Origin of the sequence: Dyadobacter psychrophilus (genome assembly GCF_900167945.1) — a bacterium.
Lineage (GTDB): Bacteria > Bacteroidota > Bacteroidia > Cytophagales > Spirosomataceae > Dyadobacter > Dyadobacter psychrophilus.
This window is the reverse complement of record NZ_FUZA01000003.1, coordinates 202,457-216,483: the sequence shown is the minus strand read 5'-3', so window position 1 is coordinate 216,483 and position 14,027 is coordinate 202,457. Positions and strand designations below refer to the sequence as shown.

The 14,027-nt window shown below is 45.5% G+C and carries 12 protein-coding genes; 3 read left to right on the top strand and 9 right to left on the bottom strand.

Annotation, left to right across the window (positions count from 1 at the left end; all coding sequences use genetic code 11):
- Window positions 1-6: 6 nt before the first annotated feature.
- From B5X68_RS14735 to B5X68_RS14710, 8 genes are all read right to left on the bottom strand, one after another.
- Window positions 7-3,585, bottom strand: coding sequence for a TonB-dependent receptor (locus tag B5X68_RS14735; RefSeq protein ID WP_082215758.1), 3,579 nt, complete (start codon window positions 3,583-3,585; stop codon window positions 7-9).
- 178 nt (window positions 3,586-3,763) lie between these two features.
- Window positions 3,764-4,885 (bottom strand): FecR family protein, encoded by a 1,122-nt coding sequence (locus B5X68_RS14730; RefSeq protein ID WP_082215513.1) that lies wholly within the window; start codon window positions 4,883-4,885, stop codon window positions 3,764-3,766.
- Between the two features lie 79 nt (window positions 4,886-4,964).
- The gene (locus tag B5X68_RS14725; RefSeq protein ID WP_170916657.1) at window positions 4,965-5,561 is read right to left on the bottom strand and encodes an RNA polymerase sigma factor; all 597 of its coding nucleotides are present in this window, start codon (window positions 5,559-5,561) and stop codon (window positions 4,965-4,967) included.
- Between the two features lie 192 nt (window positions 5,562-5,753).
- Window positions 5,754-7,217 carry an alpha-L-fucosidase gene (locus B5X68_RS14720; RefSeq protein ID WP_082215511.1) on the bottom strand — a complete coding sequence of 488 codons (1,464 nt, stop codon included), beginning with the start codon at window positions 7,215-7,217 and terminating at the stop codon, window positions 5,754-5,756.
- Between the two features lie 35 nt (window positions 7,218-7,252).
- A complete protein-coding gene (locus B5X68_RS28940; RefSeq protein WP_170916656.1) occupies window positions 7,253-7,420 on the bottom strand; it encodes a hypothetical protein in 168 nt (55 codons plus the stop codon).
- Window positions 7,421-7,519: 99 nt separating this feature from the next.
- Complete coding sequence (locus B5X68_RS28935) at window positions 7,520-7,690, bottom strand: hypothetical protein (protein ID WP_170916655.1); 171 nt, start codon at window positions 7,688-7,690, stop codon at window positions 7,520-7,522.
- Window positions 7,691-7,739: 49 nt separating this feature from the next.
- Window positions 7,740-9,158 carry an alpha-L-fucosidase gene (locus B5X68_RS14715; RefSeq protein WP_082215510.1) on the bottom strand — a complete coding sequence of 473 codons (1,419 nt, stop codon included), beginning with the start codon at window positions 9,156-9,158 and terminating at the stop codon, window positions 7,740-7,742.
- A gap of 24 nt (window positions 9,159-9,182) precedes the next feature.
- Window positions 9,183-10,217 carry an isoaspartyl peptidase/L-asparaginase family protein gene (locus B5X68_RS14710; RefSeq protein ID WP_082215509.1) on the bottom strand — a complete coding sequence of 345 codons (1,035 nt, stop codon included), beginning with the start codon at window positions 10,215-10,217 and terminating at the stop codon, window positions 9,183-9,185.
- 346 nt (window positions 10,218-10,563) lie between these two features.
- Here B5X68_RS14710 and B5X68_RS14705 point away from each other — a divergent pair, with 346 nt between their 5' ends.
- The 3 genes from B5X68_RS14705 to B5X68_RS14695 are packed head-to-tail and all read left to right on the top strand — an operon-like array spanning window position 10,564 to window position 13,181.
- Window positions 10,564-11,451, top strand: coding sequence for a hypothetical protein (locus B5X68_RS14705; RefSeq protein WP_082215508.1), 888 nt, complete (start codon window positions 10,564-10,566; stop codon window positions 11,449-11,451).
- A gap of 24 nt (window positions 11,452-11,475) precedes the next feature.
- A complete protein-coding gene (locus B5X68_RS14700) occupies window positions 11,476-12,114 on the top strand; it encodes an ABC transporter ATP-binding protein (protein ID WP_082215507.1) in 639 nt (212 codons plus the stop codon).
- On the top strand, window positions 12,111-13,181 hold the full coding sequence (locus B5X68_RS14695; protein ID WP_082215506.1) for a hypothetical protein: 1,071 nt from the start codon (window positions 12,111-12,113) through the stop codon (window positions 13,179-13,181). The genes B5X68_RS14700 and B5X68_RS14695 overlap by 4 nt, the downstream gene beginning before the upstream one ends.
- A gap of 74 nt (window positions 13,182-13,255) precedes the next feature.
- On the opposite strand, the gene B5X68_RS14690 is transcribed toward B5X68_RS14695, so the two are convergent.
- Window positions 13,256-13,969: an SDR family oxidoreductase gene (locus B5X68_RS14690; RefSeq protein WP_082215505.1), complete on the bottom strand. Its 714-nt coding sequence runs from the start codon at window positions 13,967-13,969 to the stop codon at window positions 13,256-13,258.
- Window positions 13,970-14,027: the final 58 nt, after the last annotated feature.

Sequence of the window (14,027 nt, the reverse complement as noted above, 5' to 3'; positions counted from 1 at the left end):
CCTCAATTAAAATCCGAAATTGATACCCACCTGGTACATTTTCGAATTCGGATAGTTGCCCTGGTCAACACCCAACACCGTAGATCCAGGTGACGAACCAACCGACGTAACCTCAGGATCGATGCCGCTGTATTTGGTGATAGTGAACAGATTTTGCGCTTGCAGATAAATGCGCGCACTTTCAAATCCGATCTTTGACAAAACACCAGCTGGCAATGTGTAACCCAGCGTCAGGTTTTTCATGCGAAAATAAGATCCGTCCTCAACAAAGTAGCTGGAAGGCTGCTGGCTGCGGCTGTCGTTTGCATCAAGGATGGGCAATACTGCATCTGGGTTTTCAGGAGTCCAGGAGTCGTTCAGCATGCGAAGACTTCTGTTACCAGCCTGGTTGTTAAAATCTACCCAGCGTTTCACCATATTAATGATCTGGTTGCCTTTCACACCCTGGAAGAATGCCGATACGTCGAAGTTTTTGTAACCTGCGTTCAGGTTGATACCATAGGTAAAGTCCGGATGTGGATTGCCGAGGAATACCCGGTCATTATCAGTAATTGTGCCATTTCCATCCGTATCCTGATATTTATACTTACCCACAGCAGCGTAACCCGGATATTTTGGGCCATTATCTACTTCTCCCTGATTCTGGTAAATTCCGTCGATCTGCAAGCCATAGAACGAATAAAGTGGCATGCCGGGCACCGAGCGCGTCCAGGTGTAGCTGCGGATCGCAGGACCTAGCAATACTGCCGATGCGCTGTTATTCAGCTTGGTCACTTCATTTTTGTAAGTCGAGAAATTCACGCCTACCGAGTAAGTCAGGTCACCATTCAAGGCTTTGTTATTGAAATCCAAAGCCAGGTCAATTCCCTTGTTGTTCATTTCACCCACATTCACAAATGGGATCGTTGCAGAACCTTGTGTCGCCGGCAAAGCCACCTGATAGAGCATATCGGAAGTGGTCCGGTTATACAGGTCAAGATTGAAGTTGAACATTCCCTTCAGGAACGTCGCATCCAAACCAATGTTTGTCTGTGTTGTCGTTTCCCACTTTGCATCAGGATTACCAAATGCCTCGGTGTCGAAACCTGGCTCAACCGCATTATTACCGCCGCCGATGGCATAGGACGACAGGTTTAAACTTGAACGGTACGTGCTGAAACCGTTGTAGTTACCGATTTCCTGGTTACCCGTTTGTCCCCAGCCCGCTCTGATTTTCAAATCATCCAGCCAGGTCAATGGTTTCAGAAATGCTTCTTCGGAAAGTCTCCATCCTGCGCTGAATGCAGGGAATGTTCCATACCGGTTGTTTTGTCCAAAGCGGGAAGAACCGTCGCGACGAACTGTTGCTTCAAGCAAATAGCGGTCTTTCAAAGCGTAGTTGATTTTTCCAAAAATGGAGAAAAGTGCCCATTCATAAGCGCCGCCAGCATTGTTGATACCCGCAGTTCCTGAGCTCAGGAACATATACTGAGGATCTTCCGAGAAGAATGTTGTACGTGTCGCATTGAAATCGCGCCCAGTTCCTTTGATGGCCTCCGTTCCAAGCAAGACGCCCAGTTTGTGGTTCGCACCGAAATTTCTGTTGTAGTTCAATGTGTTAGACCACGTCCAGTTGATATCGTAAGCATTTGCATTAGTCAATGCATTCGCTGCTTCGATTTCAGCTTCTTCCAAATCCAATAATGTGTAACCTACGCGATTTGCCGCTGTAATGTCGATACCAATGCTCGATTTAAACGTTAAATCTTTCAGGATATCTGCTTCCAAATAAGCATTACCAAATGCACGGAAGTTGTTTGTCTGATTGTTACGTGTCCGCCAAAGCTGGGCAACCGGGTTGGTAGCAGGGCCAAGACCAGCCGCGCGTGTTGCCGCAAAGTTGCCCATGATGTCGTAAACCGGGATAATGGAGGGAATACGATATCCGTTTCCGATCGGGTTGCCATCCTGGTTGTTTGCCGAGCTTGCTGTGCCGTTGTTGTTGTAGTATCCTTTATTCTCTGTGTAACTAACTTCCAGGTTCTCGCCGATGCGAATGCGTTTTTTGAACGTAAACTCAGTGTTTGAACGTAAGGAATAGCGGTTGAACGAAGTGTGGATCAATACACCATCCTGCTTGAAGTAGTTGAATGCGATTGCATAACGGCCTGTTTCAGTTCCGCCGGTTGCACCCACGTTATACTCCTGGATTGCAGCCGGACGAAGGATTTCTTCGTGCCAGTCGGTTCCCTCTTTGTTCGCTTTCACAATTTGGTAAAAACCGGCGCGGTTATAATTGTACAAGGAAGGATCAACTCTCGGGTCGCCCTCAGGAAGTCCGTAGCTCGATCCCGCCAGAATGTAGTCAGGAACAACAGGACTTGTTCCATTGCCATATTGCTGATGCGAAGGATTACCATTTGTCAAAACACCGGCGTTTCTGCGCTGTGTCCAAAGAAGATCACCAAATTGCTGTGGGTCTTTGATCAAGTCAAGGTCTATTTTACCCGTTTGCAAACCTGCACGCGAGTTAAATGTAAATCTAGGCGCACCTGCTTTTCCTTTTTTGGTGGTAATAATAATAACCCCGTTAGCAGCCCTTGAACCATAGATAGAAGCCGAAGATGCATCTTTCAACACCTGCATGGATTCAATGTTGTTTGGGTTAATGCTGTTAAGGCCGCCTTTGGTAGGCACACCGTCGATCACGTACAAAGGGTCGTTGTTATTAATTGTTCCAAAACCGCGGATACGGACAGTCGCTTCTCCACCCGGCGTATTATTGGATGTCACAGTTACACCTGCAACACGGCCCTGTAATTGCTGGGCAACGTTTGGTGCGGCCACTTTGGTCAATTCCGTTGCGTCCACCGTTGAAACGGCGCCGGTAATGTCTCTTTTGAATTGGGAAGAATAACCGGTTACGACCACTTCGGTCAGCGCTTTCACGTCAGATTGCAGCGTAATGTCAACCTGTGATTTATTGGTAATGTCCACTTCCTGGGTCAGAAAGCCGATGGAAGATACAACCAATGTGGTGCTGCCATCCGGCACGGTAAGCGAGAATGTGCCTTCCGCGTCCGTGGTTGTTCCCACCGATGAGCTGCCTTTCAAAACCACAGTTGCTCCCGGAATAGTGCCTCCCGTTGCATCAATGACCTTTCCTTTGACGGGTACGTCAACGGAAGGGTTCAATTTATTAGATGAGCCGGAGCTTTGAGCAGGAGCAGTGCCCGATTTGGAGGGTGCTCTTTTCAGCAGGATCTGCTTGCCCGAAACTTCATAAGTAACCTGCAAAGGCGTCAGGAAATTATTCAGGATGGCTTCCAGCTTTTCTTCTTTTGCGCTGAATGTTACCGTGCGTTGCGAACCGATCAGTTCGGGGCTGTACATGAAATTGACGCCCGAGAGTTTACCGATCTGATTCAGTGCCGTTCCAATTTTCTGTTCTTTAATGTTGATCGTCAACCTGCGGCTGAGCACTTCCTGGCCGAAGCCATCGAATGCATAGGAGAGCCCGGAGAACATGGTAATGATCAACATTTGCATGAGGCTGATTCTCATAATTTTAAGCAGGTAATTCTGCCGGTAAAAGGTTTTTTTCATACTTTTGTTTGTTTTGGTGGTCATAAAAAATCAGCAAAATAATTCCCTTGTCCCGTTAGGACTTCCAGTCCGGGGATCTTCTTAGCGCCAGCATAGAGAGGGGGTTAATACAGGTGAATGATGTTGACGCATCATTCACTTTTTGTTTCAGGTCAAATGGTTGGGTTTAGGTGAATAATTATTTACAAGGGCTTCCTTTTATCGTTATCTGGTCATCATTAATGGCGTATTCTGCTTCCAGGATCGTGCATATCCATTTCAATTTATTTTCGAGCGGCTCATCACCCAATGTGGCCGTAACACTGCATTCGGACATCGTTTCCACGTTGTATTGAATGTGAATACCGTATGCTTTTTCCAATGCAGAAAATATGTCCTTAACCGGTGTTTCTGAATAAGTAAAGTCTTGATTTTCAATAGGAATGTTTAACAATATAGGGCTGCTGAGTGCCAGTCGCGACAGCTTAAACTGGCTGCGTTCAAATGTTGCCTGCTGGTTAGGTGTGAGCAGGAACGCCTGCAAACCTTTGTCTTTTTTGTATTGTTCCGCCTTCGAATCATTTTTAGAAAACACAGAAACCTTTCCGGTTTTAACCGCCACAATGACCTTCGACTCGCTTTGGCCTGCCTTAATGCTGAAACTCGTTCCGTGCACTTTTGCCACAAGCTCATTGGCATAAACAAAAAATGGCTGGTCGGGATTTTTGGTTATTTCAAAAAACGCGTCGCCAGTCAGGAAAACCTCACGCACCGGGCCTGTGAACTGTTTCGGAAAGCTAATGCTGCTATTTTTATGCAAAACAATGGCACTTCCGTCAGATAGCCGCACATATTTTACAGCCCGATCTTTATTGATGACTTTGGTAAATGCATCCGCATCTTCAACTTTGGCTACATTGCTATTCAGGCCGGTTTCTGAATGTTTGTTTTTATAAATTCCAAAAATTGCCAAACCTAAACCCAGCAATGTTACCAACGTCGCGGCAACATTCCAGACTGTAAAATTGAGATTTCTTAACGGGCTAATCCGACGCAAGTTTTGTTCGCTTTCGATCCGTTTAGCCGTATTCAGCGCCTGGCTTACCTTATTTGTAATGTGCTCATTCGAAATATTAGTGTTGGCAACTTGAAAAGATTCCAGCAGCTCTCTCGCGATAGCAATTGTTTCCAGCTTTTCAAGATCATCCGCGGCCCAGTTGTTCCATTTTACGTCGTCCTCCGGCCGCCCGCCATTTGCCCAGGCAACGAAATCGGGGTTGGTGAGCAAAGCTTGCAAAAGGTTGGACGAACTGGAATGCATATGCGGCTTTTATTACATTATCCGATTATGCTGCACAAATACTCAGTTGGGATAGAATATTTTTAATTTTATTCAGGAACTAATACAAAATTTGGAAAAAGGAGCAGAGGAGGATGGAGAATGGCGGCGTGGAAATCCACATATTCCGGAGATTATGCAACGCCCGCTGGATAATGTTACTAACCGATTGCGAGTTGATAGAGAGCAGTCTGCCAATTTCTTCAGGTTGCAGATTTTGAAAAAAACGTAGATAAATCACTTCCTGTTGCCGGACAGGCAACTGATCGACCGCATTCTTGACTTGTTTTTTGAGCGCATATTCGTGCTCACGCTGAATGAGAAAATCTTCACAGGAAAATTCGGTGTTCATGTCCTCCGTCAGCTCCACTTCTTCCCAAAGCGGCTTAATCGTTTTAAGCATGCGGTGACGGAAAGATTTGATCAGATAAAATTTGACCGAGGGCGTATCATTGATCGTCTCGCGGTGCAGCCACAGGTGGACGAGCAGATCTTGCAATGTGTCCTCGATCACCTGCATGTTCACCGTGAACCGCTGTCCGTACTGGATCAGCGTGCGATAGTAGCGTTGCGAAAGTTCGGTATAAGCATCTTCATCCCCGCTGCGGAAGTAATTCCAAAGAATAGCATCGTCGGTATTTTTTGAAAACTGCGCCAATGTAATCGGAGTAAAAATGCTGATCTAATCAAAAATAGGCATTGCGATTTATATATAAAATACTGTTTTGCAAATTATTCGAATAACAAAATTTAATTGTCCTATTCTGCAAAAAGGCAACACTAGCACCTCTTGAAATAAAAAAAAGTCACGCCTTTTGAGCATGACTTTAACTTAAAATGTGTCCGTAAGTTACTCAGAATCTTTATATAAACCGAACTCACTGATGGCGACGCTAACCGGAGATTTGGTGATTCGCAGCCGCACTTTTTGGGTCGTAACCGGCGTCGAAAGTTTTACGATCCGCTTTGCACCGATGCTGGTTCCCTTATGGATTTCCTTCCAGGCGTTGCCTTCCCAGCTATCGACTGCGAATTCTTCAATGCGTTGTCCGAGCTTGATAAATTCCTGCAAACTAATGATATCAAATGTAACTGGTTGGCTCAGGTCAATGACCACTTCGGGCGTTTTGAAATCATCGTCTGTGGCCCAATATGTTTCGGGTTTTCCATCCAGGATATTTTTGGCACTGTAAATGGAATTGTAGCCACGCACATTTACCGCTTTGGAACCGGCACGGGCGATCAGATTGGTTGCAAACGTCGTTTTAACGTGATCGCCGAATGCTTTTAATGCGGCCACGTCGTCTTCATGCAGTTGTCCGCGCAAATCGGGAGCGAGTCCAAGATCGAGTGCTGCGCCTCTGCCTACACTTTTTAAATAAAGGTCAAATAGCTTTTCGGGTGTTTTCGGCTTTTCGGTTGGGTGATAAAACCAGCCTTTGCGCAAGGGAACGTCACATTCGGCAGGAATCCAGAACTTTCCGTTTCTTGTTCCACCCGGGTTTTCGGTGGCATTGGCTTGTCCTGGAACGGCAACATTCTGTCCTTCCGAAGGTTTTGGAGTTAATGTCGCCCATGAGGTTTCATTCACGCTTCCGTCCTCATTGCCCGCCCAGCGCACATCCCAGCCAATGTCGCTGAAAATGCTGGCTGTAGGCTGCAGCTTGCGCGTTAGGTTTGTCCAGGTTGAATCCCACTGATAATAAGTCGTGTTATCGATCGCGCGTTTTTCGCGTGCGCCGCCATAGTAACCGTCACCGCCGTTTGCACCATCATGCCATGACATGAAGAGCTCACCATAATTTGTATAAAGCTCGCGAAGCTGTTCCCGGTAAAGCGCCAGATAATCAGGCGTTCCGTATTTGGCGCTGTTCCTGTCCCACGGAGAGCAATAAACCCCGAATTTCAGTCCGTGTTTTCTTGCTGCGTCCGCAACTTCTTTCACCAAATCGCCTTTTCCGCCACGGAACGGGCTTTTTGAAATGTTGTATTCGGTAGTTTTAGTAGGCCATAATGCAAATCCATCGTGATGTTTCGCAACGAGCACAATGCCCTTCAAACCGCCCGCTTTGGCGGCTAATATGATTTGTTCTGCATTAAAATCGGTCGGATTAAATGTTTTAGGATCCGCGTCTCCGAAGCCCCATTCCTTGTTTTCAAATGTAGTGGGCGTAAAGTGCATGATGCCGTAAACTTCGGTTTCATGCCAGGCAACCTGCCTTGGAGCCGGCAATGCACCATATGGCTTGGGAGGCGTCTGCGCAAATGAATTAAATGCCGTTAAAAGGAAAAGTGCGGCTAGGGGTTTGATCATTTTATAAGGGATTCTAATTGATAGCGGATGGAGCTTTATTTTCTGACCAGTTTGAGCCTGTCAGGTTTTGAACTCTTCATATTTGTCTGAACAGCTTTTCTTTTTTGTAACAGTGCGCTGATTTCCTTTAAGTCAGATTCGTCGAGACGAACATTGACGAACTCGGGATCAGTTTGGTCGATAGCTTTGAAATTAGGTTTCATTTGAAATATCGTTTAACCAGTAAACTGGTTCTTTTGTATCAATAAACATTCTGTTTCCAGCCAGAATTTTTGCACCGATTGATATTTGATAATGTGTAATTAAGCTGGTCTTCTGGGTTGAATTTCCTTTTTCCAGTTAAACACCCATTTACGAACGCCCAAGGATTTCAGTTTCAGTGCCTCTAACGGCAAAACCAATGTTTCAAAAATTTCGCCTGTTGCCGCGTGTTCAATTGAATTCGTCAGTTTGTCAATTTCAAAATGTAGCATGTGTGTAATTTTACCTTAAAGATAAGATTACTTCACGAATCTCTAAACCCTAATTGATCACAAACAGATACGCGGGCTGCTGGCCGATTTCTGTTGCGGTTTTTGTTGGGATTTCGATGGTTCCTGCTTTTAGTTTTAGTGCTTTTTTGTTTCCAGCTAAATTGATTTTTGCGTTAGCAGCAAGCGTCAGGCCTTCGGGTTTGAGGGTTGCTGGCAGTTTTTCTCCGGCTTCTGCAAGGTAAAAGGCGTAGGTTGTGCTGCCTTTTTTGGTGTAGGCCCATTTTCCTGCCCGGTAAGGCGCTAAGGGTTTTGTTTCGTAGATCCCAACGCCGTTGATACTCATCCATTTACCCATTTCTTCCAGTCGCTGGTAAGCTTCTTCGTGCCACTCTCCGTCGGGGCCGGGCGCAACATTTAAAAGTAGGTTACCGCCTTTGGCGACGATATCAACCAATGTATGCACTAATTTCTGCGCCGATTTGAAATTTTCCTTTGGAATATAGGACCAGGAGTCGCCCATGGTCATGCAGGATTCCCAGGGAATGGACATATAATGATCCGGAATTGACTGCTCCGGTGTTACATAATTCTCGAATTCGCCGGTCACAGTGCGATCCACAACCAGCAATCCCGGCTGATGTGATCTGGCCATTTTGGCAATTCGGGCCATGTCAATGTCCTGATCGTAGGGGATTGTTTTTTGCCAGCTGATATTCGGGTCAATGGTGCTGAAAGGTCTTACCCATCCACCATCAAGCCATAGAATGTCCACAGAACCGTAATCGGTCATCAACTCTTCGATCTGGTTGTAAGTGAAATCTTTGAACTTATTCCAGATCTCCGGCCGCTTTTTAGGGTCATAGGAAACATTCCGGTCCTTTGGCGGGAAATAGGGCCACCAGTATGTATCGGTATGCCAGTCTGGTTTGGAAAAATAAGTGCCTGTCATGAATCCCTGGTTACGAAATGCGGCCAGGATTTCCTTGGTAACATTGCTTTTCGGATTGGATTTGAATGGCGTGTTTGTGATTTTGTAATCGGTGTATTTTGAGTCAAACATGGCGAAACCGTCATGATGCTTCGTCGTGAAAACCAGATATTTCATTCCTGCATTCTTTGCGGCCTGCGCCCAGCGCTCGGGATTAAATTTAACCGGATTAAAGGTTTTAGGAATGTCTTCGTAAGCTTTTTTGTATTCAAACCAATCGTGTGAATGCGGTCCTCTTCGTTCGCACCAGCCTTCATCCTCAGGACATAACGACCAGGATTCTACAATTCCCCAGGCACTATACGTTCCCCAGTGCATGAGCAATCCAAACTTCACGTCCTGCCATTTACTTAGTTTTTCTTTGACCAAAGGATCGGTCGGAGCGACGTATTTGGAATGGTCCTGCTCTGAATGTTGCTGCGCGTAAATGTTACCGCCGAGCAACAAGGCAGCGGCAAGCAATGTAGATTTCAATTTCATTCTAACTTCTAAAAAAGTGGGTTTTCAGGAAAAATAGCTTTTGGCATTAATCACCACGCCTTTTCCTCCTTGTTCGGTAACTGTATAATTGAAGCCTTTCTGAACAGAATATGCGCCAACTTCGCCTTGCTTGTTAATCGCAAGAAAACCAACCTGGAATGTCTTTGCACGTTCCGGATTTGGCTTCACAATGCGTTCAATGGCTTTTTTGCAGGCTTCCTCAGGCGAAAGGCCTGAGCGCATCAGCTCCACAACCAGGTGGGTTCCGCAGACGCGGATCACTTCTTCACCTTGTCCTGAGGAAGTTGCAGCGCCAATTTCATTGTCTACAAACAAACCGGCGCCGATAATTGGAGAATCGCCGACCCTGCCGCGCATTTTAAAACCCATGCCGCTGGTTGTGCACATTCCCGACAAATCGCCATTGTTATCCAATGCTAATGTGCCCATTGTGTCGTGATTAAAAGAGCCGTCTTCGAGCCTTGCGGGAGCAAATGGACCGTGTCCTTTCTGCCCTTTCGACTGTTGGTGTTCTATGTTGATAACGGGTTTATACTCAGCTTTTTTTAGCCATTCTTTGTAAGATTTTTCGGCATCAGGAGAGAGCTTCGCAGGTTCGAGTTTGAAACCATTTGCCACCGCAAATTGCTGGGCGCCTATGCCCGCCAGGAAAACATGCGGGGTTGTTTCCATCAGTTTCCGTGCCACCGAGATCGGATGTTTGATCCTTTCCAGGAATGCTACCGAGCCGCAATTGGCCTTTTCGTCCATAATGCAGGCATCCAATGTCACAAAACCGTCGCGGTCCGGATTTCCGCCAAGCCCTACGCAGCAGTTGATGTCGTTTTCAATCGCAATAGCGGCCTGCTCCACCGCGTCAAGCGCTTTTCCACCTTTTTCCAGCACAGGCCAGGCGGCAGCATTGGAAATCTGACCGCTGTCCCAGGTTGAGATCACGATGGGTTTTCTGACCACATTTTTTGCAAACAATTTCTGAACACTTGCAAGTGGCAGGGCGAGCGCAGAAAGGCGTAAAAATGAACGGCGTGATGGAGTCATCGAAATGCGGTTAAGGTGATCAGATGAGGTTGGAAAAGGGCTTTTTATGGTTAAATACAAATTTTAAAGACCCCTGGCGAATTTTTAAAATTTTTTCAAATATACATTTCTGTGCTTTACATACCAATTAAAGTAAGATTATTTTGCCAAACTCAGAAATGTCGGCATGTAATTTGCATATCAGGCGACATTTCCGTTTAATCTACTGATTGTTAGTCATTGTTGATTCGAATTTGTGACAATTAAGGTTTAAAAAAACAAACAATTTCGTGGATTGAATTTTTGTATCTGGAAGAAACCAATAATTTAGCCTAATTAATATTGCATTCATACATAGTAATTGTTAATGAATCCTCTTAAATCAAGTGTCGATGTAGCTATAAATGCCTATGGCAAGCCATATCAAACTGCTATTACGCTGTATACATTAATGAAGCATTCCGGGCAGTGGATCAATCGAATATATTTTGTAGAAGAAGCCAAGCAGCCGGAACCATCGAAATACCAATTTATCCTGGACCATTTCGGAGATAAGATCGTGCATTACAAACCGAGCATCTGGCTTTGGACGAATAATGTGAAGTTTCCTTTCCTTTTGAAATTCAAGAAGTTCAGGCACGCGATCAGATACCAGTATCCTTGGGAAATGTCGGATCAGAAATACCTGTTGGTGCTGCATAATGATGTCTATTTTAAAGAAGATCTGGTTAAGGAATATCTCGAAGGCATAGGATCGGCGTCGGGCATCGGGCGGATCGGGCAATGCTGGGGTTGTCCGGCCTACGAGGCGAAATTGTGTTACCCGGAAATGTATACGCAATACAAACCGCCTTATGCGGAAGTGCTGCAATTGGCAAAAGATTACCCGCAATCGCGCACGCACGCATATCCAAGGGTTGTGGATCCGGCTGCTCCATGGCCGCTCCCGGAATGCAGGCTGAATGAATATGTCGCGCTCATTGATCTTGAAAAAACAAGGAAAGACACTTTACCGTTAGGGAAAGCGGCTGCTTTCGGCGCATACGATCGGTTGGATGTGGGTGTGAAATGGTTTGCCGATTTGAATAACATGGGCCACACATTCAAACATTTCGATTACGATCCTTATGCAACACATAGCTGGGTGAGTTTGCGCAATGCGGGACATGATGCCATGTTTAATAAAGATTTGTACAAACACGAGGAAGCGGTTGCATTACAAGTTCTTAAAGACGAATTTGGCTATCAGGAATAATGCATCATCTTTTTACACATTAAAATGACCCTTCAGATCCGGGACCTTCACCAGCGGTATGGCGATTTAGAGATATTAAATATTGCTTCCTGGGAAATTGGTGAGGGTATTTTCTGGCTTCAGGGTGAAAATGGCGCGGGAAAGTCCACATTGTTCCGAACGATCGCCGGAATGCTTCCATATACCGGCTCACTTGTACTCGATGGCCAATATGATTTGAAAAAACATCCTGTTGATTTTAGGTTGAAGCTCAATTTAGGTGAAGCTGAACCCTTATATCCTTCATTTTTAACTCCGGTCGACCTGATCCATTTTGTTGCTGAGGCAAAGAAAAGTCCGGCAGGGCAAATTGAAATGCTTATTGAGGCATTAGGAATCAATTATCTGCAAACGCCGTTCGGCAGCTGTTCCAGCGGAATGGTTAAAAAAGTTTCGCTTGCCGTATCGTTTCTGGGAAATCCTTCCGTCATTATTCTAGACGAACCATTGATCACCATCGACCGGGAAGCACGGGTTGCACTTTTTGAGCTGGTCCGTCAATACAGGGCCAACGGCACAACGTTCCTGCTTTCATCGCATGAGGCTTTCCGCGACGAAGGGCTGGATCTCACCGAAACATTTGTCTTAAAAAATAAGACACTTAGCGCTGTTGGGAACTTATGAAAACACTGCTGCTGGTTACCGTTACGGAATTTTTCAAGCAGCGTGCAGGAATGTTCTTTGTCCTTCTGGCGCTTCTTTTTGGTTTTCTAAGCGGGGCTGAGCATCACGCATTCGCCGTTTTCTTCCTGACGGCATCCAATGGCATGCTCTATCTGGGGGCGATTTGGCTTGCATATTCAATATTGTGCACGCAGTTTTTAACTAAGCTCTGGAAGAATGCGGATTATACATTTATATATAATACAAGGCTCTGGCCGCTTCCTTTACGTGTTTTGCGTTTTAGTCTTCTTGCGATTGGTTTTTTACAGCCGCTGATTTACTATGGGGTTTATTTGATTGCAGTGGCCGTTCAAGACAAGCTTTTGAGTGGCTTATTGCCGATTTTCCCATACTATTTATTGCTGATTATTACCATTGGAATGGCGGCAGAGTGGCGGATCAGGAACCCGCAATTTTTTATTGAGAAAAGTAAAAAGCGATTCTTCAAATGGCCTTTCAAGCGCTTCAACTCCTGGACCTGGTGGTCGCTCGAGTGGTTGTTTCAGGAGAAAGGCGTGACATTACTGGCTGGTAAGATAGGGGCTATGTTGTTCACATTGGGCACATTGCTTTACTATTCAACAGATCAATACGACCTTCGGCTTCCGGCTGTCGGTTTGTCGCTGGCTTATCTGCTGAACATTGGGATTTCATTTGAATTATATAAATGGGAAAGTGAAACCTGGCTTTGGGGAAGGTCGTTGCCGGTGTCGCGGTGGCGGCGGATACGGCGGATATTTTTGATTCATGCCATTATTATCATCCCGGAAACGCTTGTTAGCGTGCGTAATGGTGCATTGTCCTTGTTTGAAATCATGCAGCTTTACATTTTAGGGCTGTCTGTTCTGGTCACGGCGCATTTATTTTTCTACAAAAAAGAAGGGTTGCTCGAAGAATGTATGCAGGCGTTCCTTTTCGGTTTTATCGGGCTGACTTTATTGATTTTATATAAAATTCCTGTTCTGATCATTGCTGTAATGTTTATAGCATTTGCTTTTATGGCTTATCCGAAATGGTACAGGGTTTAAATTTTAATGTATAAAAAAACGGGTTCAACAAAGCATTAAACTTCCTGAACCCGTTTTAAATGTGCTTAAAAAACCTATTTCGGCGGCATGGAAGGCCTTACTTCCACTTTGCTAGGCAATGTTCTCGCCGGCATTTTGATCAAATCGGAAACGATCTGGCCGATGTCTTCCGGCTGGATTTTCCATGCATCTTTTTCGGATGGCTTGTGATCACTGAATTCCGTTGCAACCGAACCCGGCATAATGGTTGTGACTTTCACACCCGCTTCCCGCACGTCCATCATCATGGCTTGCGAAAAGCCGACCAGCCCGAATTTGCTGGCATTGTACGCGCTTCCGCCTGCAAAGAAGTTTGTGCCGGCAAGGCTGGCAATGTTGATGAAATAGCCTTTCGTTTCAGTTAATGCTGCTAATGATGCTTTTGCGCTGAAAAATACGCCGGTCAGGTTAATATCGATTGTTTCCTGCCATTGTTCGGCAGATAAATCTTTGATAGGCGCAAAATGTCCTACGCCTGCATTTGCAATGAAGTAATTGAGCTGGCCCCATTTGGAAATAACGGTTTCCACGGCCTTTTGCTGGGAGTCCAGGTTTCTCACGTCCGATTCAATGCCGATCGCAAAACCTTCTTTGATTTGATTTAATGAAGCGGCTGCCTTGTCGGCGCTTACTTTTGAACGGCTGGTAATTGCCACGTGTATGCCTTCTTTTATGAGCACTTCTGCAATGCCGTAACCTATGCCCTTTGAGCCGCCTGTTATGAGCGCTGTCTTGATTGATTCTGCCATTACTTTCAATTTAAATAAACAAAAATTAAATGTAGTGGCTTAACAGCAAGCCAACTCA